At 33.8% G+C, this 20,295-nt stretch carries 17 protein-coding genes and 1 pseudogene; all 18 read left to right on the top strand.

Annotated features, from left to right (window positions below):
- Window positions 1-983 (top strand): annotated as a pseudogene (locus EP1_RS13495) (hypothetical protein); the annotation flags it as partial.
- Window positions 984-1,186: 203 nt separating this feature from the next.
- Window positions 1,187-2,578 (top strand): sugar transferase, encoded by a 1,392-nt coding sequence (locus EP1_RS04180; protein ID WP_067623925.1) that lies wholly within the window; start codon window positions 1,187-1,189, stop codon window positions 2,576-2,578.
- A 15-nt stretch (window positions 2,579-2,593) separates the two neighbouring features.
- Window positions 2,594-3,418 (top strand): glycosyltransferase, encoded by an 825-nt coding sequence (locus EP1_RS04175; RefSeq protein WP_067623921.1) that lies wholly within the window; start codon window positions 2,594-2,596, stop codon window positions 3,416-3,418.
- Window positions 3,396-4,382, top strand: coding sequence for a glycosyltransferase family 2 protein (locus tag EP1_RS04170; RefSeq protein WP_067623918.1), 987 nt, complete (start codon window positions 3,396-3,398; stop codon window positions 4,380-4,382). The genes EP1_RS04175 and EP1_RS04170 overlap by 23 nt, the downstream gene beginning before the upstream one ends.
- Before the next feature lie 12 nt (window positions 4,383-4,394).
- Window positions 4,395-5,369, top strand: a complete 975-nt coding sequence (locus EP1_RS04165; protein WP_067623914.1) for a glycosyltransferase family 2 protein — start codon at window positions 4,395-4,397, stop codon at window positions 5,367-5,369.
- A gap of 15 nt (window positions 5,370-5,384) precedes the next feature.
- On the top strand, window positions 5,385-6,593 hold the full coding sequence (locus tag EP1_RS04160; protein ID WP_067623910.1) for a CDP-glycerol glycerophosphotransferase family protein: 1,209 nt from the start codon (window positions 5,385-5,387) through the stop codon (window positions 6,591-6,593).
- 7 nt (window positions 6,594-6,600) lie between these two features.
- Window positions 6,601-8,004 (top strand): O-antigen ligase family protein, encoded by a 1,404-nt coding sequence (locus EP1_RS04155; protein WP_067623907.1) that lies wholly within the window; start codon window positions 6,601-6,603, stop codon window positions 8,002-8,004.
- A gap of 21 nt (window positions 8,005-8,025) precedes the next feature.
- Complete coding sequence (locus tag EP1_RS04150; protein WP_083507485.1) at window positions 8,026-9,423, top strand: lipopolysaccharide biosynthesis protein; 1,398 nt, start codon at window positions 8,026-8,028, stop codon at window positions 9,421-9,423.
- Between the two features lie 14 nt (window positions 9,424-9,437).
- Window positions 9,438-10,571, top strand: coding sequence for an SDR family NAD(P)-dependent oxidoreductase (locus EP1_RS04145; protein ID WP_067623899.1), 1,134 nt, complete (start codon window positions 9,438-9,440; stop codon window positions 10,569-10,571).
- Between the two features lie 21 nt (window positions 10,572-10,592).
- Complete coding sequence (locus EP1_RS04140) at window positions 10,593-11,543, top strand: NAD-dependent epimerase/dehydratase family protein (RefSeq protein WP_067623895.1); 951 nt, start codon at window positions 10,593-10,595, stop codon at window positions 11,541-11,543.
- Window positions 11,544-11,616: 73 nt separating this feature from the next.
- On the top strand, window positions 11,617-13,065 hold the full coding sequence (locus EP1_RS04135; RefSeq protein WP_067623891.1) for a hypothetical protein: 1,449 nt from the start codon (window positions 11,617-11,619) through the stop codon (window positions 13,063-13,065).
- 11 nt (window positions 13,066-13,076) lie between these two features.
- Window positions 13,077-14,045: a glycosyltransferase family 2 protein gene (locus tag EP1_RS04130; RefSeq protein ID WP_067623889.1), complete on the top strand. Its 969-nt coding sequence runs from the start codon at window positions 13,077-13,079 to the stop codon at window positions 14,043-14,045.
- Between the two features lie 117 nt (window positions 14,046-14,162).
- Window positions 14,163-15,113 (top strand): glycosyltransferase family 2 protein, encoded by a 951-nt coding sequence (locus tag EP1_RS04125; protein WP_067623884.1) that lies wholly within the window; start codon window positions 14,163-14,165, stop codon window positions 15,111-15,113.
- A gap of 682 nt (window positions 15,114-15,795) precedes the next feature.
- Complete coding sequence (gene mltG, locus EP1_RS04120) at window positions 15,796-16,938, top strand: endolytic transglycosylase MltG (RefSeq protein WP_067623935.1); 1,143 nt, start codon at window positions 15,796-15,798, stop codon at window positions 16,936-16,938.
- Window positions 16,939-17,033: 95 nt separating this feature from the next.
- Window positions 17,034-17,507, top strand: a complete 474-nt coding sequence (greA, locus tag EP1_RS04115) for a transcription elongation factor GreA (RefSeq protein ID WP_067623881.1) — start codon at window positions 17,034-17,036, stop codon at window positions 17,505-17,507.
- A gap of 201 nt (window positions 17,508-17,708) precedes the next feature.
- Entirely contained in the window at window positions 17,709-18,431 is a 723-nt protein-coding gene (gene liaF, locus EP1_RS04110) for a cell wall-active antibiotics response protein LiaF (protein WP_067623877.1), read from the top strand.
- The gene (locus EP1_RS04105) at window positions 18,428-19,525 is read left to right on the top strand and encodes a sensor histidine kinase (RefSeq protein ID WP_067623874.1); all 1,098 of its coding nucleotides are present in this window, start codon (window positions 18,428-18,430) and stop codon (window positions 19,523-19,525) included. Before liaF ends, EP1_RS04105 begins: the two co-directional genes overlap by 4 nt.
- A gap of 88 nt (window positions 19,526-19,613) precedes the next feature.
- Window positions 19,614-20,246, top strand: a complete 633-nt coding sequence (locus tag EP1_RS04100) for a response regulator transcription factor (RefSeq protein ID WP_067623869.1) — start codon at window positions 19,614-19,616, stop codon at window positions 20,244-20,246.
- Window positions 20,247-20,295 lie beyond the last annotated feature (49 nt).

Genomic DNA, 20,295 nt, shown 5'->3' with positions numbered 1-20,295 from the left:
AATATGTAACGATCACTAAAAATAGTGGAACGATTTGGAATGATTTTGGTTTTAAAAGCGGGAACTCGACAAAGAGTCTGTATCAACGAACGTATCGAGCAACGGGCTACTACAACCATTTCAACGGCTCAAAATATTTGTCTATTTATGATAATAAAGGCAAGTGGCAAGGGTATTTAAACGAGCGAGATGGTTCTAAAGCTACTGGTGCACAAGGGACTGGTTTTGCAATGAATAAATCCGTTCTGGTCATCAAAAGTGGTTACTCCATTTGGAATAATTTCAACTGGAAGGAAAAAGCACGAACAAATTCTGTAATTAATAAGACGTATCAAGTCAAATGGTATTATAAGCATATGAACGGCTCGACTTATTATTCCTTGTATGATTCTAATGGGAAATGGTTTGGCTACGTGAATAGTGGGGCTGTTAGAGAACGTAGGGGCGTAGCTCACTATCTTGGGACCACTAGACAACGTGTCGTTAATGAACTGAATGCACACCAAAATGATCGTTTCTATTTAGGAACGCCCTTCCGACTGACGGGCTTTAATAATCCGGAAATGTTTCTTGTACCAAATGGGATAGCAAATCCCTATGGTCCAGGCATGAATTGTACAGGCTTTGTAGCTTGTGTGACTCGTCGAAGCGGTGGCAACTTGAGTCGAATTTCCGGTATCACTCAAGGATACGGTGGCTATGTTAATGCTTATAATTGGCGGGATGCCTTAACGCGCAATACGGAATACTATTCATTCAGCTCAATTGATGCATTGTTAAGAAGCGGAAAAGCTCAAAAAGGTGATCTCATTTATTTAGAGGCAGTTTTTACGGATCCTTCTTATGACTGTCACATTGGCATTTTCTGGGGGAACCGTTCTAATGAAAATCGATTTTGGCATCAAGTAATCGATGGGAATAAAATTTCACACATCTATTCTGGAACGCCCTATTCAAAGGTCTACCTGTTCCCACAAGATTAAAATAATCACTAGAATCTTTTTAAATTTTCTTCAAGAATATTAAATAAAAGATAGATATTCACAGAACAAAAAGCGGTCAAACTAACTTGTTTGACCACTTTTTGTTCTTTTCTTTTTTATTACTTTTTTTAGGAAAGCTACTCTTTTTTTAGGGGGTATGGTAAGATGTGTAATGGATTATTTCGTGGATTAGGAGTGTTTGTATGAATAAAAGTGGTGAATGGAATGCGGCTCGTCGCTTTTTTATTGTTTTGCTAGACGTCGTCGTATATAATATCTCGGTCTATTTTAGTTTTTGGCTAAAATTTGGTGGAGAAATTCCCGCAAGAAATTTTGAAACGTTTGAAAGTTCCGCCTTATTTATCTCATTATTCTTTATTATTTTAAATGTCTTATTAGGAACTTATGTTTTTTATAACCGCATTGTAAGTGATATTGTTTTCGTGACGGTTATCGGACAGTTTTTGACAGCATTAGGCATTATGATCATCACTTTTGCTGGACGTTGGTTTGCTTTTCCAAGAACGGTTATTTTGATTTCTTTTTTACTTGGGACGGTTCTATTGATCATTTATCGTACGATTATCTATAAAGCCTATATGAAATTAAGTTCGGATAAAAAAGTAACGATTTTGGGATTTGAAAAAGAGGTTGCACCCGCAATTCAAAATTTTGGCTCTCAAAAAAATAATAAGCATAAAGTGGAATCGGTTGTGCTGGATCACTTCTATGATCATTTAGTTGAGATTATTGATGATGTTGATATCGTTTATTTAGCATCAGAAATTGAGGAAGCTGAAAAAATCAAAATTTATCAGCTAGTTACCAAAAAAGAGAAAAAGCTGTTTTTAAACACCACCTTTGAAAACTTAGTGACAATCAACCCGAATATTATGAACTTTGAAGATGAGAGTATTATTGAATCATCCGGATTTCGGATTCCTTCAGAAGATGCAATGCTTAAACGAGTGTTTGATATTGTTGTTTCGTTAATCTTATTAGTGATTGCTTCACCATTCATGTTAATCACTGCCATCTTAGTAAAGACAACGTCACCAGGTCCGATTATTTATAAACAAATTCGGATTACAAAAGATCAAAAAGAATTTCCAATTTATAAGTTCCGTTCTATGAGTGCGACTGCTGAATCAAAATCTGGTCCCGTTTTAGCAAAAAGCAACGATGCCCGAGTGACACCAGTTGGAAAATTTATTCGTGCGGTTCGGTTTGATGAGTTGCCTCAATTAATCAATGTGCTAAAAGGCGATATGTCGATTATTGGCCCACGACCAGAGCGGCCCTTCTTTGTTGAGCAATTCAACCAAGAAAATCCCTATTACTATTTGCGCCACAATGTGCGGGCAGGGATTACTGGCTATGCACAGGTTTACGGAAAATACGCCTCTGACTATAATAGTAAGTTAAAATTTGATTTATTGTATATTAAGAAATATTCAGTGATGTTGGATTTAAAGATTTTGTTGCAAACGATAAAGATTTTATTTGATAAAGTATCTTCGCAAGGTTTAGAAGAAGGCGAACTGTGTACGTCACTAGATGACATGGATTTTCCGAAAGAGAAAATTTTTCGATAGAAGGAGTGTCCTTTTTTGAGTAATGTCGATATTAGTTTATTAATGTCTGTATATATTAAGGAAAAACCAGAGTTTTTTAAAGAGGCATTGAAGAGTGTTGTAACTCAAACATTGCCAGTAAAAGAAATTGTGTTAGTTCTTGATGGTCCAATCACCTCTGACTTGCAAAAAGTAATTGATGATTGTCAAACAAATAATCCGGAATTAATCAACTTAGTCCCTTTAAAAGAAAATGTTGGTTTGGGAAAGGCTTTGGCTATTGGTGTCGAAGCATGTAAATACGAATTAATTGCTCGGATGGATACGGACGATATCATGCTTCCTGAGCGAATTGAAAAACAATATGCAGAGTTTGTTGATGATCCAGAACTAACGATTGTGGGCTCCAATATAGATGAATTTTATGACTCGCCTCAAAAGATCGTGGGTAGAAGAATTGTTCCAGAATCAAACGAGGAGATTCGGAAGTTTTCAAAAAAGCGCAATCCTTTTAATCATATGACAGTCATGTTCAAAAAATCAGCAATTCTTAATGTGGGAAACTACCAACCGATGATGGGATTTGAAGACTATTATCTTTGGGTAAGATTGCTAAAGGCAGGATATAAGGGTAAAAATGTTCAAGAATCTTTAGTTTATGCTCGAACGGGTGAGGATATGTATGCTCGTCGGGGCGGGAAAAAATATTTTGTTAATGGATTGAGAGGCCGTACTGCAATTTACCGAGCGGGTTTAGGGTCTTTTACAGATTATTTTGTTTCTTGCTCAGCCCATGTAGTGGTGAGCCTATTACCAAATAGAATTAGGGGTCAAATTTATGAAAGTAAACTCAGAAAATAAAATTGATTTATCAGTGATTGTTCCAGTTTATAATGTAAAGGAGACTTTATGTAGAGCAGTAGAAAGTATTGTTAATCAAAATTTAGAAAAAATTGAAATAATTTTAGTGGATGATGGTTCTACAGATGGCAGTCAGTATATATGTGATGATTTGGAAAAAAAACATAAATTTGTAAATGTTATTCATAAGGAAAATGGCGGCCTATCTTCAGCGAGAAATGTTGGTATTATCCAAGCACAAGGGGAGTACATTACATTTATTGATAGTGATGATTATTATACTGAATCTTTTTTTGAAGAGGCCATTAAGAAGTTGAATAATGATAATGGAGATATCTTTGTTTTTGGATTACGAAAAGGTTCTCAAGAAAAGAGCAAAGAGTTAGTTTTTACAAATGAAATCTGTTCTATAAAAGAAGAGGCAATAAAAAAATTATTTTTAGAAAAGGCTGTAGATTTTTATGCTTGGAATAAAATTTATAGACACTCGCTTTTTAAGGAAATTCGGTATCCCGAAGGCCATCTTTATGAAGACGTGATACCTACATATTTACTTTTTAAAAAGGCGAAAAAAATTATCTTCAGTGACAAAATAGGGATTTTCTATTATTCAAACCCAAATAGCATTGTTAACCAGCAATTTAGTATCTCTCAATATGATAATGTATTGCAGCGAATAAAATTATTGGAATATATTAAAAGTGATTATCCAGAATTAAAATATTTAGCTGTGGATAAACTTGTGGATGGTTTTTTATCTACGGGCTTTAAAATAAGTTGTGCAGATAATCAAAATAAAAAAGAATTTTTGAAAAAACTTAGAACAGATATAAGTAGTCATTTTTTTGGAGTATTTGGTTGTTCAAAAGTAAGTATTTCAAAAAAAATAGGACTGATTATACTTTTTGTTAACAGCAAGCTTTACAAAAAAATATATTCGTTAGTACTAGGTAAGGGAATTTAGTAGGAGGATTTTATGGTTGCTATTTCAGTAATTGTTCCGGTGTATAATGTGGAAGATCTTTTATCAAAATGTGTAGATTCGATTTTGATTCAAAGCTTTAAGGATTTTGAACTTCTTCTTATTAATGATGGTTCCAAGGATAAGAGTGGAAATATCTGTGAGGAATACGCAAAAAAAGATTCTCGAATTAGTGTTTATCATAAAAAAAATGGTGGGTTATCATCGGCTAGAAATTATGGAATAGAACATGCACATGGTAATTTTATAACTTTCATCGATAGTGACGATTTTGTTGATAAATCAATGTTGAAGATCTTATATGATAATATGATTGAAAATGATGCTGATTTGTCAATAACCGGTGTGAGAGATATTTATGATGGAAAGATATCAATTGATGTTGGTAGAGAAAAAATGTTGCTTAATTCAGAAGAAACATTGGAATTAATGTTAATGGGGAAGAAAATTAATGTATATGCTGTATCTAAGCTATATAAAAGATCAATATTTAAAAACATCAAATATCCAGTTGGGAAGGCATATGAGGATTCTTATATTATAGTTGATATTTTGAGAAAATGTTCAACGATATTTGTTGATACAATACCTCAGTATAATTATTATCATCGAGCAGATAGTATAACAACTTTATCCTATAGCACTCGAGATTTAGATTATATAGAAGCTTGGACTCTAAATTATGATAAAATTAAGGAGTTTTTCCCAAACCTAGAATATTTAGGTCTGAGAAGAGTATGCTTTTCTTATTTTTTTGTTTTGGACAAGATATTATTAGCAAATAAGGAACGCGAAACAACAAATACTAAAGATATTGTAAATTTTCTTAGAGAAAATAGTACGTTTATTTTGAACAATCCTTATTTCTCAAGAAACCGTAAAATTGCTTTAAGATTGTTGAAAATAAATTTGAAGTTGTACAAGCCGTTTCCATATATAATGAATAGATTCGTCCAAAAAAGTAATTAGAAACGGAATGATTTTATGAAAAAGAAAATTAAAAGAATTTTTGAGATTATAAATAAAGGTAGTATACGGGTGCGAATTTATGGCTTATTTTATTTTTGTTATCCAATACTTCGATTCTTTCCAATCAAAAAAAATAAGATTGTTGTCGATAATTATTGGGGAAAAGGTTACGGTGATAATGCAAAGTATATATGCAATTACTTACTTTCTACTAATAAATCATTAGATATAGTCTGGCTATATGAGCCACAATATGTTTCGGCGCCTGAAAAGGATTTTCCAGAAGGAATAAGGTATGTCAAAAACCGTACGTTCAAATCTTTGTTTGAAATGTATACAGCTAAAATATGGATTGATAATGTTAGAAAAAATTTTTCTATCAATAAAAGAAAAGGCCAGTATTATATTCAAACATGGCATGCAGGGTTTTCATTAAAAAATATTGAGAGGAACGTTGCAGATAAATTGCCTCCTCGATATGTAAAAAGAGCAATCAAAGATTCTGAAATGTGTGATTTATTGATATTTGAAAGTTCAGATATGATTAAAGATGTTCCATATACTTTTTGGTATGATGGTCCACTTTATAGAAAAGGTATTCCAAGAAATGATATTATCGTAAATCCAAAACCTGAAGTTATTGATAAAGTTTATAGTTTCTATAACATATCAAAAGATAAAAAGATTGTAATGTATGCACCAACTTTTAGACAAAGTTATGATTTAAAAATTGATTCTCAATTGTTGAAAAATGTGGTTTCGTTTTTATCAAAAAAATTCGATAAAGAATATGTGATGTTAGTCAGACTTCATCCAAATGATACAAAGAGTAAAGAAAGAATTTTCAAAGATACTAGTTTTGGAGATAGGGTTATTGATGCTTCTAGCTACGATGACATGCAAGAATTACTTTGTGCCGTTGACACATTGATTACTGATTATTCTTCAACGATTGGTGAAATGATGGTAGCTGAAAAGAAATGCTTTATTTATGCCTATGACTATGATGAATATATGAAAGACAGAGGTCTTTTGATGGATCTTTTAGATTTGCCGTTTCCGATTTCTAAGAATGAATCTGAACTTGAAAAACAAATTACTGACTTTAATAACGATAAATATTTAAAAAAAGTAAGAAGGTTCAAAAAACAACATAATGTGATTGAATCAGGACACGCCAGTGAAGATATTGGAAATATCATACTTAAACAGATAGAGAGTTAGGTAAAAAATGAATAATAAAAACAATATTTTAAAAGAAGAAAAGACATTACAAAAATTCCAAGAATATTTCATTTACTATTTATTTTTCTTAGTAATATGTAGATCAATTGGACCGTATAGTCTCATTAATCCTCGATTCGATCAAATTATTTTTGGTATTGGTGCAATTTATGGTTTTCTATTAATAGCAACAGAGTTTATATTGATAGTGTTAAAAAAGAAAGCAAACACTTATAATATATGGCTGGTTATTTTTCTGGTAGGTTTATTTTTAAGTATAGTATTTAATTATCGATTTGCTCTATTTAGCAATTTGAAATTGTTAGTTTGGCAAGCAATATATTTGCTGGTTGTTTTTCAAATTGGGAAGGACAATATTCAATCTGAGAGAATAATAAAAAATATCAGCAATTTATTGGTACTTGTGTGGACAATCCTTACAACAATTTCTTTGGGAATGTTCGTATCTAGATTTGGCTATGCTGTTCATTTAACCAATCGTGCAAGATTTTTAAGAATAGGTTTTTTTGATGCAAGATTGTTCGGTGTTTTTGAAGATCCAAATTTTAGCTCGACTGTTTCCGTAGTTGTAATATTATTGATAGTTTATTCATTAAAAATAAAAAAAGGGAAAATGCAATCCTTTTTTTCGTATTTAGCAATTCTTTTTCAACTTGCATATATTCAACTATCTGGATCACGAACTGGTTTAATCGTTCTTTTACTGTCTATTTTCGTTTTTTCTTTTTCAAATATATTGAACTTAAATATTTGGATCAAAAAGAAAAAATTATATAAATGGCTAGGTAGTTTGATTTCTGCATGTATAGTTGTAATTATTTCGTATGTACTGTTAGAGGGCTTTAAAGAAATTCTTTCCCTACTCCCGGCACTTTTATTTAATGAAGAACATAAAATATTAAAAGGGATTCCTGAAAAGGATGTTGGGAAAATCAGCCTTGAAAGAGGCGATGTTGAGAATAATTCAGATGTTTCAAATGGAAGACTTGGTCTTTGGAAAAGTGGTTTTGAACTTTTCAAAACTAATATTTTATTTGGAACATCACCAAAAGGGATTTTTGAATATGCAAAAGAAGTATTACCTACCACATTTATTGCAAAAACACAAAAATATACACATAATACGTATGTAAATATTATTACTTCTACAGGTTTAGCTGGTTCAATTCCAATATTCTTCTTTTTCATAAGAAGTTTCACTATGGTTGTTATAAATGCTTATGGAAAAATGAATTTATTTTTTAAAAATAATTTCGGATTGAATGCTCAGATTGTTTTAGCAATAGCTGCTTCTGCGTTCTTCTTAAATGATATCGTTATGGTGAACTCTATAGGTTCGTTACTTTTCTGGCTATTTTTGGGAAGAAATTATCATTTGTCTAAGAAATAGACAATTAAAGGTGGAATTTTTGTGGGAAAATATAAAAAACTAGTAGGCAATTCAGCTGTTTTTGCTGCTGGAAATTTAGGGAGCAAGCTGATATCTTTTATAATGGTTCCTTTATATACCTATTATTTAACAACTCAAGAATATGGAACTGTTGAATTAATAACGACCACCATCAGCCTTTTGTTACCTATGGTTTCATTTGGCATCGGTGTAGGAGTTCTGCGCTATGCACTAGAAAAGGATATTGATAATGCAGTTGTTGTTTCAAATTCTATCGTTTTAACTTTGGGAAGCTTATTGATAGGAATCATCATTACCCCGCTACTGAAAATGATTGGACTATTTGAAGGTTCAGTTACATTATTTGCGGCCTTGCTATTGTTACAAATATTGACACAAGTGATGGCGCAATTTGCTCGAGGAAATGGCCAAGTTAAGGTTTTTGCTTTAAATGGAATGCTTAAAACATTTTCAATTGGATTGGCAAATATTTGCTTATTAATGTACTTCCATTTGGGCTTAAATGGGTATCTTCTTTCACTGATAATTGCAGAAATTGTATCATTACTATATCTGACACTTACCACTCCATACTTTAAATTATTCAAATTTGAGCTTATAAATAAATCTTTTATGAAAGAGTTAATCTATTTTTCGTTACCTACAATTCCAAACGATGTTTTGTGGTGGTTTGTTAATAGTTCGAGTAGGTATTTTATTCTATTTTTGATGGGAATAAGCTACAATGGTATTTATGCAGTGGCAAGTAAAATCCCATCATTAATATCTATGATGCAGTCAGTCTTTTCACAGGCATGGCAAATATCTTTAGTAGATGAGAGAGAATCAAAAAATAGGGAAGCATTTCATGAAACAACTTTCAAATATTATGCTTTTTTACTCTTTTTTTGTGCTAGTAGTGTAATGATTGTATTGAAATTCTTCATTCGACATTTTGTTGCAGATGCTTATTATATCAGTTGGACTGTAACGCCACTACTGTTATTGTCTTCGATTTATTCAGCTTTTATTGGGTTTTATGGACAATTTTATATTGCTGAAAAGAAAACTCGCGGCCTAATGAACACCTCTATTGTTTCTGGTGTGATTAGTATCATTCTAAATTATGTTTGTATTTCTATATTTGGTTTAATAGGTGTTGGGATAGCGGCTATGGTTAGTCTTTTTGTTGGTTGGTTAATTCGGATATATGATACTCGAAAGTTTATAAAATTCGCTGTCAATATTAAAACATTGCTTTCCTACCATATTGTAATTTTTATTCAAATTGCTTTAATTTTCATTTTTGATGATTTTAAATTAATTATGCTTGAGTTTCTAATTTGGTTACTATTTTTATTTATAAATAAAGATTTAATTTTCTCCTTTTTAAAATTAATAAGAAGAAAAGCAAAATAGAGAGGGGTTTTTTTGTGAAAACAGCACTTGTTGTCGGAGGTAGTAATGGTATTGGTCTTGCTATAGTGAAACAATTACTTGAACAAGATTATTCTAAGATTTATGTTTTTGATAGAAAAGATCCTTCTTTATCATCTGAGAAAATCAAGTTTACTCAGTTCAATTTAGTTGAGGACGATTTTAGTAAATTTGATTCCTTAGTTGATAAAGTAGACACGCTTGTAATTACTGCTGGTTTTGGTAGAGTCTCGAAATTCGAGACTTTTGAAGATGTTGAAATAAGGAATGGAATTTCTGTAAATGAGATCTCGCCAATTCGCATTATAAGAAAATTTTATAAGAGAATTATTTCTAATGATGACTTTTATTGTCTTATAATGGGAAGTATTGCAGGAATGATCTCGTCTCCTTTGTTTTCTGTGTATAGTGCTAGTAAAGCAGGGATTACTCGTTTTATTGAAAGTGTTAATATTGAAATTGAGGAATCTGGCAGCCAAAATAGAATTCTTAACGTATCACCAGGATCAATTAAGGGTACAAGCTTTAACGGTGGTTCGACTGATTTAGATCAAATAAACCTATTAGCAGATTTTATACTTAAACAAATGTTTAATCGCGAAACGCTTTTTATTCCTGATATTGATGTTTATGGAGATGTTATAGAGCGCTATCAAAAAGATCCACACACTTTTGGTGTGGAAAGTTACAATTATAAGATAGATTCGGGGAGGCTAAATAATGTCCCTCAAGTTAAAATTGGGTATCTAAGTGGAACATTCGATTTATTTCATGTGGGTCATTTAAATTTGATAAGAAAAGCCAAACAATATTGTGATTATTTAGTTGTAGGTGTTCATAGAGATGCCTCTCATAAGGGAAAAGAAACGTTCATTTCTTTTGATGAAAGAGTTGAAATACTAAAAGCAATAAAGTTTGTTGATGAAGTAATCGAATCAAAACCAGAAGATATGGATGTTTGGGAAGAAATTAACTATCATTATCTGTTTGTTGGAAGTGACTATAAAGGAACTGAGCGTTTTGATACTTATGAAAAGTATTTCGAAGATAAAGATGTGCAAATTATTTATTTTGATTATACTAAAGGAACGAGTAGTACTCAATTAAGAAAAGCGCTTACCGATAGCTAAGGTGAAAGGGAAGGAGAACTCATGAACAATTTAATCACTGGCGGTGCCGGTTTCATCGGTTCAACGTTAGCTAATTATTTATCGAAAGAAAATTCTGTCATCGTAATCGATGACCTATCGATGGGAAAAGAAGAAAACTTAAACAAAAATTCGAACCTGAAGTTTATTAAGGGTTCTGTTACAGACAGGGAACTAATGACGGATGTACTTTCCAACAATTCGTTCGACTATATTTTCCATTTGGCAGCCATTGCAAGTGTGGCGGATTCGGTAGAACGGCCAGTTGAAACACATCAAATCAATTTTGAGAGTGTTCTGATGTTACTAGAATTAATTAGAGCGCATCAAAAAGATATGAAACGGTTAGTCTTCAGTTCTTCGGCAGCAGTCTATGGGGATGAACCAACATTGCCCAAGAAAGAAGAGTCAGTGATTCGTCCGCTGACACCTTATGCGGTCGATAAGTTTGCAGCAGAACAATATGTGTTGGACTACAATCATCTTTATGGCGTAAATACTAGCGCCGTACGTTTTTTCAATGTTTATGGACCTAATCAAAATCCAGAATCACCTTACAGCGGAGTAATCTCGATTTTAGTAGACCGTTATAAAAAGCTTCAAAATGGATTAGCTACAGAATTCACATTATTTGGTGATGGTTCACAATCTCGCGACTTTGTTTTTATTGAAGATGTGATCCAAGCTTTACTCCTTGTTGCGACCAAAGAGGAAGCCCTAGGAAAGCAATTCAATGTTGGAACAGGTAGCGCAATTACTCTTAAAGAATTGATAGCAGTAATTGATGAAACATTAGAGATAACCTTGCCAATCAAACACGAAGCAGAAAGAGATGGCGATATTAAAGATTCAGTTTCTGACATTGCTAGATTAAAAAGTCTAGGCTATCAAGCAAACTTTAGTGTTCAAGAAGGCATGAAGAAATATTTGAAATCAGAGGATTTCCATCTATAATTTTCATAAACATGAGTTCTTAAAAAATTAGAATATTTCAAATGAAATGAATTTTAGGTGGGGTCAGTACTCGATGAAAAAAAAGGATATAATAAAAAGAATAATAGTAGTTGCAATGCTATTTACAATTTTTTTTATGGTTCCCTACAACCATGATGAGTGGGCTTGGGGAACTGATGCGGGAATTAGGTATTTGAGGAATTTTTTCCAAGGTTATAACGGCCGATATTTTGGTGATATCTTGTCGCTTCTAATTACAAGAAGTAATTTTTTTAAAGCGTTTTTTATGACAGTTGTAACACTAGGAGTGTATTTATCAATAAAGAAATTTTACGGTGTTTTAAAAAGTAATGATGAAAATAGAGAATTTGTTTTATTATGTACTTTTTTACTATTACTAATGGTCCCAACGGTTCTTTTTCGGCAAATCTATGGGTGGCCAGCAGCGTTTGTAAATTTTGTTCCTCCAGTCATCTTTGTGATTCTATATTTACAGTCAATATATTGTTATGTGATAAAGAAACAGACAAAGGAGGCCTATTTAATCTCAGGAATACTTATTAGTTTGGGAACACAATTTTTTAGTGAAAATGTAACGATCTTTATGTTAGTTTTAAGTCTCTCAATACTAGTTATTGAGAAAATGATTAATAAAAAGAATACACGTTTTGTAATTGGGGCAACGGTTTCCGCATTGTTGGGGACTATTGTTATGTTTGTTAATCCAGCATATTTGAATGCGGCTAATAATACTGATGGATATAAAAAAATAGAATTATCTTTCAGTTTTATTTGGAATAAAATTAGTTCTCAGATATTACCGAATATGATTTTAAACTATAAGTTCCTATTCATTATATTTAACTTAGGGTTATTATTGCTTTGTTTTAAGAAAAATAGAAATCTCAATTTTTGGAGTAAAAGTTCTATAGTATTAACGATAACATATTTTATTTATGGCATATTTTTTTATGGACAGATGAAATTTTCTTTTCAGTATGAAAATACAATTGTCAATCTTTTTTCTATTGCATACTTTATCAGTCTGTTAAAAATTTTTTCAATAGTTTTTTCTGGAAGAATATTATTATTCAATTTAATTATATTTATATCTATTCCGTTTTCAGCGGCTCCATTAATTATGGCAGAACCTATTGGACCTCGTTCGTTCTTTTTAACGTACTGCTTATTTATATTATTTACCGGAATTATTTACTTTGAACTGCTTGAAGGAATTAACATATCAAAAAACTTTTATAGATTAATGAAGTCAGGGATAACAGTTTCTATCGTCTCAATGTTAGTTTTTTACTTATTCATTTTCGGATATATGTATAAAGTTCAATTACAGAGAGAAAACCTTATAGAGGAATCAATCAAAACGAATAAAACAGAAATAGTTTTACCCATCCTCCCAAACGGAAATTATACATGGAAGACTAGTGCTGAGCCAGGTGATTGGCTAGTTAAATTCAAAAAATTTTATGGGATACCAGCAGATAAAAATGTTATTTTCAAGTAGGAGGTCTATAAATGAAGAAGAGTATTCTAATTTCAATTCCCGCATACAATGAAGAGGAGAACGTTAGGCCTCTCTATCGTAAATTGAAGGAAACTCTGGATCCACTGTCTCAAGATTATTTTTTTGAATATCTTTTTATTAACGATGGTAGTACAGATTCAACTACAGAAGTAGTTGAATCGTTGATTGAGGAAGTAAATGACGTTAGTCTAATAGAACTATCACGGAATTATGGAAAAGAGGTCGCAATGGCAGCGGGATTCGATTATTCTATGCACGATGCAGTAATAACAATTGATGCCGATCTTCAACACCCTCCAACATTAATTCCTGATATGATAGAATTGTGGTGTCTTGGATACGAGGACGTGTATGCAAAAAGGAAGAAGCGAAAAGGAGAATCTTATTTAAAAAAGACGACATCCAAATTATTTTACAAATTACTTGAGAAGATGTCGAATTCTCCAGTTAATCCCGATGCAGGTGATTTTCGATTGCTTGACAAAAAGGCAGTTGAAGCTTTAAAACAATTAAGAGAAACTCAAAGATATACCAAAGGACTTTATAATTGGATCGGTTTCAAGAAAATTTCAATTGAATTCAATGCTGATGAGAGATTGCATGGAGACTCCAAATGGAGCTATAAATCTTTAATAAAACTGGCGATTGAAGGGATTACGTCATACACAACTGCCCCGTTAAGAATCTCGATGTATTTTGGATTTATAGTGTCTGCGATGACTTTTGTTTATATGATCTATGTTTTAATTAAAACTTTAATATTCGGATCAGATACATCGGGGTTCCCGTCACTAATGATAGTTATGCTCTTTCTGGGCGGATGTCAGTTGATTTCAATCGGTATTGTCGGAGAATATCTTTCTCGAATTTTTATTGAGTCAAAACAAAGGCCGCTCTATTTTATTGAAGATATAAAAAAATCAAAAATGATAGAGAATAGGGACAAAAAAATTATTTGAAAAAAGTAACATTTTTAATATAGTGGGTTTGCATCAGTAATTTGATTTAAAAAGTCGGAGCATATCCGGCTTTTTTTTGGTATTATGATAGATAGTTGTGAAGTTAGGAGATTAAACATGAATAATGAAAAAATTGCTGTCCTGATCCCATGCTACAACGAAGCATTGACGATAAAAAAAGTGATCAATGACTTTCAGAAGCAATTGCCTGATGCGGACATTTATGTCTACGATAACAATTCAACGGATAATACGTATGAGATTGCCCTGAATGAAGGAGCAATCGTCAAAAAGGAACCTCGTCAAGGTAAAGGGAATGTGATTCGTCAAATGTTTTTTGACATCGAAGCAGATTTCTATTTAATGGTTGACGGTGATGATACGTATCCAGCGGAATATGCATCGGAGTTGTTAGCGGCTCTACGTGAAGAAAGAGCGGACATGGTAATCGGAGATCGTTTATCTAACGGGACTTATTTTAATGAAAATAAACGAGCATTTCACGATTTTGGTAATAACTTAGTTAAGAACTCGATCAATTATTTATATAAAGCGCAAATCAAAGACGTAATGACTGGCTATCGTGGCTTTAATCGAATGTTTGTTAAAAGTTTTCCAGTAATGAGTTCAGGGTTTCAAATTGAGACAGAATTTACGATTCACGCATTAGATAAACGCTTCAAGCTAGTGGAAGTCCCAATTGATTATCGAGATCGCCCAGAAGGCAGTGAATCGAAATTAGACACGTATTCTGATGGTATCAAAGTTTTGTTGACAATTTTAAGAATGTTCAAAGACTACAAGCCAATGCTATTTTTCTCGATCTTTAGTTTGATTTTCTTTTTGTTCGGTCTTGTCTTTGGTATTCCAGTCATCAATGAATTTCTTCAGACTGGGTTTATCACAAAAGTACCTTCTTCGATTCTAGCGTCAGGCTTAATGATTTTTTCACTATTATTGCTTGTTACCGGGTTGATTTTAGACACAGTTGTGACCAATGCGAAAAAGGACTATGAATTAAATTTATACCGTTTGTATGAAGATGACTCTCAAAAGAAAAAAATATAATTTCCTTAACTAAATAAATTTTACATTCCACTCCTCTTTTATTTCATGTATAATGGGTAAAGTTATGACATGAAGTAAGGAGGAGTTGTTTTTGTCTGAAGATAAAAACCAACACTCGGACGAAGAATCTTTTAAAGAGCAGATTATGCGAGCTTTAGAAGAGGGTCGAAAGAATCGAGAACTAGAAACGACTAAAAAGACGCGTTCAGGCACCCGTGCTTCGGATGTAAAATCGAATGAGAAAACAGCGGTTAGTGATGACGACGACTTGGCTTCGTCCTATGAGCGCTTATTTGGTAATAAAAGAAATAAATCTGAAAAATCCGTTTCTAAGCAAAGGGCCAAAACAACTGAAAAGGTTGAGAAGGTTGCCGAACCAAGCAAAGAGGCGGCTATTTCTAAAGCTAAAACTTCAGCACGTGCTGTTCAATCAGCAAAAGTTGTGAAGAAAGAAACGGCTAGGACCAAGATTGAGAAAGAACCCGCAAAAGAGAAAAGACAATCAGTAGAATCTTCTAAAGAGTTCGATAGGACACCCACCCGTCAGTTAAGTTCTCGTGAAGAAGCCAAAAGGCCGCTTCCTGCTGAAGAGCCGAGTGCTAAAACTAAAAATGACGGAGATACAGAAGCAGAACCTTCAATTTTCCATCGCATTAGTGAAAAAATTGATGAACTTCATCGGATGGAAGAAGAGTTTGAAGGGGATTTAAGTGAGGAGAGCAACTTGAAGCGAGCAGAGCGTAACAAAGAGGATCGCGTGGTCCGAAAGATCGTGTATATATTAACCATTGGTATTTTGATTGTTGCTGGGATTTTAGCGATCTCTGGTTACAATTATGTCAGTGCTGGGTTAAAGCCACTGGATAAGAATGATAAACAATTAGTCCAGGTAGAAGTTCCAAGCGGTTCATCGAATCGTCAGATTGGGGATATTCTAGAAGAAGGTGACGTTATTCGTGACGGTATGGTCTTTAATTTCTATACAAAGTTTAAAAACTTAACGAATTTCCAAGCTGGCTATTATCAGTTTTCACCTAATATGACGTTGGACCAAATTAGTAAGGAGTTACAGCAGGGCGGAAGTGCCGAGCCATTAGATGATGCATCGAAATTAACGATTCCCGAAGGTTACGATGTTGATAAGATTGCTGAGTTAGTTGCGAAGAAGACAGACTTCAAGAAAGCTGATTTTATCAAAGTGATGAAAGATGAAAAATTCTTTGATCAATTAAAAACTCAGTATCCAGATCTGTTAACGGATGCAGGCAATGCTAACGATGTCCGTTATCGTTTGGAAGGCTATCTATTCCCGGCAACCTATAATGTTCATAAAAATCGTAGTCTTGAAGATTTAGTTACCCAGATGGTTGATACGATGAATCAAGTTATGACACCATATTATAGTCAAATTAAAGAAAAAGGAATGACGGTTCAAGAGGTTATGACTTTGGCTTCGCTCGTTGAAAAAGAAGGGGTCACCCAAGCAGACCGTAAGAAGATCGCGCAAGTCTTCTTTAACCGAATTGATCAAGGAATGCCATTACAATCAGATATTTCGATTCTTTATGCATTAGGTGTCCACAAAGAGTTCGTTTACAACAAAGACTTGGAAGTTGATTCACCATACAACTTGTATCAGAATACTGGTTATGGTCCTGGACCATTTGACAACCCAAGTCAAGAAGCGATTCTAGCGGTATTAGACCCAACAGAAAATGATTATATTTATTTTGTTGCAGATATCTCGACTGGGAAAGTATATTATGCCAAGACTTATGAAGAACATATGGAATTGGTTGAAAAATATGTCAATAAAGACAAATAAACAATTTACATTACAGTAATTACGTGGTAATCTTTTGTGGATTAATTCTATAAAAGATTACCTTTCGTAATTTTGTTGATTGAAGGAGAAGAAAAATGGTAGAAAAAACTTATCCAATGACTCTAGAAGGAAAAGAAAAATTAGAGCAGGAATTAGAAGAACTAAAGACAGTTAAACGGGGAGAAATTATTGAACGAATTAAAATCGCTCGTAGTTTTGGCGATTTATCTGAAAACTCGGAGTACGAATCTGCTAAGGATGAACAAGCCTTTGTGGAAGGTCGGATTAATACATTAGAAACGATGATTCGTTTTGCCCAAATCATTGATAATGATAACGTTGCTGCGGATGAAATCTCAATCGGTAAGACGGTTACCTTCGTAGAATTACCTGATGAAGAAGAAGAAGAATATACGATCGTTGGGAAAGCCGAGGCAGATCCATTAACTGGCAAAATCTCTAACGATTCACCCATCGCTCAAGCCTTGATTGGTAAGCATGTTGGAGACGTTATGACAATCGCAACCCCAGGCGGAAGCATGGAAGTCAAAATTGTTAACGTAAAATAAATTTGATAAGTAAAAGAGGCGCTGGACGCCTCTTTTATTTTTCGAGTTTTTTCTAAATTCAGTGGGTTAGAAAGTTTTACATAACTGAAGTTTTAAACTAGTTGCTCAAGTTTAGCTAGTTTGCGACCTTAGACCGATAGTATTTAACGAATAAAAAAAGTAGAATGAAGTATAAATAAAAAGTTGGGAGGAAAGACAAAAATGAAAAATCCATGGCGCTTTTTCATTGTTATCGAGGCCTTACTTGCAATTTTCTTATTATGGCAATTGTCTTCAAATCCTGCGATGTTGATCATGTTGCTTTTTGGGGCATTAAATATTTACTGGGCGTTGCGTAAGCATCGGCGAAGTAAATTCCAATTAGTTTTGGGCTCAGTAATCTTGATAATCTGTTTGGTAAACAGTCCGGCAACCTGGCTGATGTTGGTTTTTGCAGTTCTTTTTCTGGGACTCAAAGGATTTGAAATTGCAGGAATCTCAATGCCGAACCATTCTTTAAAAAATAAAAAAAGCATAGTGATGGTTGAGACCACCGATCCACAAAAACACAATGGGGAACGCAAGAAACAAAATTGGTTTGGTAATGATCGGATTGGCGCCCAAGTTTTTGAATGGGATGATATCAATGTAGCGATTTTTGCAGGGGATACAATCGTGGATTTAGGCAATACGTTATTACCTAAAGAAGATAGCGTAGTAATTGTTCGCAAAGGATTTGGCCGAACCCGGATTTTAGTTCCCTATGGTATCGGGATTCTTTTTGAACACGCGACTTTATATGGGAAAGTCGATTTTGATGATGATTCGCAAGTTTTACGAAATGAAACGCTGAAAATTTATAGTGAAGATTATGATGAAAGTCCGCGTCGATTGAAAATAGTGACCAATACCTTAGTAGGAGATGTCGAGGTGATTCGTGTATGATGGGAAAATATTCTCGTCTGCAAATCGCTCTTTACTCTGGTTTGATCTCCTTTTTACTAATTTTAACGACATTGTTTCTCTATATGTATGCGATTGGACAAAGACAATTATTTGGCCAGCTATTTGCAGCTCGTATTTTTTACATTCCTATCTTTGTCCATATTCTTGTGATTTCATTGACTGTCAGCAGCGTCGTCTATTTTTTGGTAGCTTTTATCGAAAAACGCCAGCTTGGAAAAATCGAAGGGAAATTGCAAAATTTAGCTTCGGGCAATTATGAAGATTCTTCATTGGATGTGGCTATCTCACAAAATAAAGAGATGCTGTTAGTCGATCATGATATCAAACGAATTAAAGAAAAATTAGTGAGTATGTCGCGCGAATTGCAGCAATTAAGCAGCCAGCCGCAAATGGTGGATGGTACAACGAAAGAGAAAATATTAGAAGAAGAGCGACATCGTTTAGCTAGAGAACTTCACGATTCTGTTTCTCAACAGCTGTTTGCAGCGATGATGATGATGTCTGCCTTGAATGAACAGTCACAGTATTCAGAAGAATTAGAGCCTTATAAAAAACAGTTGGCGATGGTAGCTGACATTATTAATGCGGCCCAGTCAGAGATGCGGGCACTTTTGCTGCACTTAAGACCAATCAGTTTGGAAGGTAAAAGCTTGCGTCAAGGGATTGAGCAATTATTAAAAGAATTACAGACAAAGATCCAAATTAAATTAAAATGGGACGTTCAAGATATTCAGGTTTCTGCTAGTATCGAGGATCAATTATTCCGAGTTGTGCAGGAATTATTATCTAACACTTTGCGACACGCTAAGGCGAATGAGTTAGAAGTCTATTTAAAAATTATTGGACAAAATATCTTGCTGCGAGTGATTGACGATGGTGTTGGTTTTGAGGCGAAGGATGAACATGCTGGTAGCTATGGGCTAAGAAATATTCGTGAACGAATCGCCGGTATTGGCGGTTCGACGAAGATAATCAGTTTTAAAGGTCAAGGAACCAGTATTGAAATTAAAGTCCCGGTCGTTTCGGCAACTGCTACAGCGGTCAAGGTACCAGTAAAACTAGCTGAAGAGTAGATAGATGATAGAAGGCAAAGGTTAGCTAACATCAAAAGGAGTATTTGTTTGAAAAGAAAGATCAGTAATAAAAATTAGGAGGCAGAAGATGATACGTGTGTTACTTGTTGATGATCATGAGATGGTTCGATTAGGCGTTTCTTCTTATTTATCGATCCAATCTGATGTTGAAGTTGTCGGTGAGGCGGAAAATGGTGAAGAAGGCTATGAGAAGGCGCTGGAACTACGACCAGATGTCATACTAATGGATTTAGTGATGGAAGTGATGGATGGGATTGAATCGACTAAAAAGATTTTAAAAGATTGGCCAGAAGCGAAGATCTTGATCGTGACTAGTTTTATTGATGATGAAAAAGTATATCCAGCAATTGAAGCCGGAGCTTCGGGTTATTTGCTAAAAACCTCAACGGCGCACGAAATTGCCAATGCCATTCGTAAAACGTACAATGGCGAACGTGTTTTAGAGCCAGAGGTTACCACTAAGATGATGGAACAATTATCGAATCGTCATCGTCACGTGCTCCATGAAGAATTAACCAATCGTGAGCAAGAAATTTTACTATTAATCGCGCAAGGCATGAGTAACCAAGAGATTGCTGATGAATTGTTTATTACATTAAAAACGGTCAAAACGCATGTTTCTAATATTTTAGCGAAACTGGAAGTGGAAGACCGCACACAAGCGGCTATTTATGCCTTTAAACACGGGTTGATAAAATAGAGAGTCATTCTCTGTTTTATTAACCCGCTCTTTGTTATACTAAGAATGA

Origin of the sequence: Enterococcus pseudoavium NBRC 100491 (assembly GCF_001544295.1) — a bacterium.
GTDB classification, from domain to species: Bacteria; Bacillota; Bacilli; order Lactobacillales; family Enterococcaceae; genus Enterococcus_A; species Enterococcus_A pseudoavium.
Note: the sequence above shows the minus strand (reverse complement) of the source record. Positions and strands in the feature narration are given on the sequence as shown.

What these genes read in the sequence shown, in the direction of transcription:
- EP1_RS04155 (WP_067623907.1), top strand. Translation starts at nt 6,601, where the DNA reads ATGAATAATAAAAACAATATTTTAAAAGAAGAAAAGACATTACAAAAA.
- EP1_RS04135 (WP_067623891.1), top strand. Translation starts at nt 11,617, where the DNA reads ATGAAAAAAAAGGATATAATAAAAAGAATAATAGTAGTTGCAATGCTA.
- greA (WP_067623881.1), top strand. Translation starts at nt 17,034, where the DNA reads ATGGTAGAAAAAACTTATCCAATGACTCTAGAAGGAAAAGAAAAATTA.
- EP1_RS04160 (WP_067623910.1), top strand. Translation starts at nt 5,385, where the DNA reads ATGAAAAAGAAAATTAAAAGAATTTTTGAGATTATAAATAAAGGTAGT.
- mltG (WP_067623935.1), top strand. Translation starts at nt 15,796, where the DNA reads ATGGAAGAAGAGTTTGAAGGGGATTTAAGTGAGGAGAGCAACTTGAAG.
- EP1_RS04170 (WP_067623918.1), top strand. Translation starts at nt 3,396, where the DNA reads ATGAAAGTAAACTCAGAAAATAAAATTGATTTATCAGTGATTGTTCCA.
- EP1_RS04165 (WP_067623914.1), top strand. Translation starts at nt 4,395, where the DNA reads ATGGTTGCTATTTCAGTAATTGTTCCGGTGTATAATGTGGAAGATCTT.
- EP1_RS04125 (WP_067623884.1), top strand. Translation starts at nt 14,163, where the DNA reads ATGAATAATGAAAAAATTGCTGTCCTGATCCCATGCTACAACGAAGCA.
- EP1_RS04180 (WP_067623925.1), top strand. Translation starts at nt 1,187, where the DNA reads ATGAATAAAAGTGGTGAATGGAATGCGGCTCGTCGCTTTTTTATTGTT.
- liaF (WP_067623877.1), top strand. Translation starts at nt 17,709, where the DNA reads ATGAAAAATCCATGGCGCTTTTTCATTGTTATCGAGGCCTTACTTGCA.
- EP1_RS04105 (WP_067623874.1), top strand. Translation starts at nt 18,428, where the DNA reads ATGATGGGAAAATATTCTCGTCTGCAAATCGCTCTTTACTCTGGTTTG.
- EP1_RS04140 (WP_067623895.1), top strand. Translation starts at nt 10,593, where the DNA reads ATGAACAATTTAATCACTGGCGGTGCCGGTTTCATCGGTTCAACGTTA.
- EP1_RS04130 (WP_067623889.1), top strand. Translation starts at nt 13,077, where the DNA reads ATGAAGAAGAGTATTCTAATTTCAATTCCCGCATACAATGAAGAGGAG.
- EP1_RS04100 (WP_067623869.1), top strand. Translation starts at nt 19,614, where the DNA reads ATGATACGTGTGTTACTTGTTGATGATCATGAGATGGTTCGATTAGGC.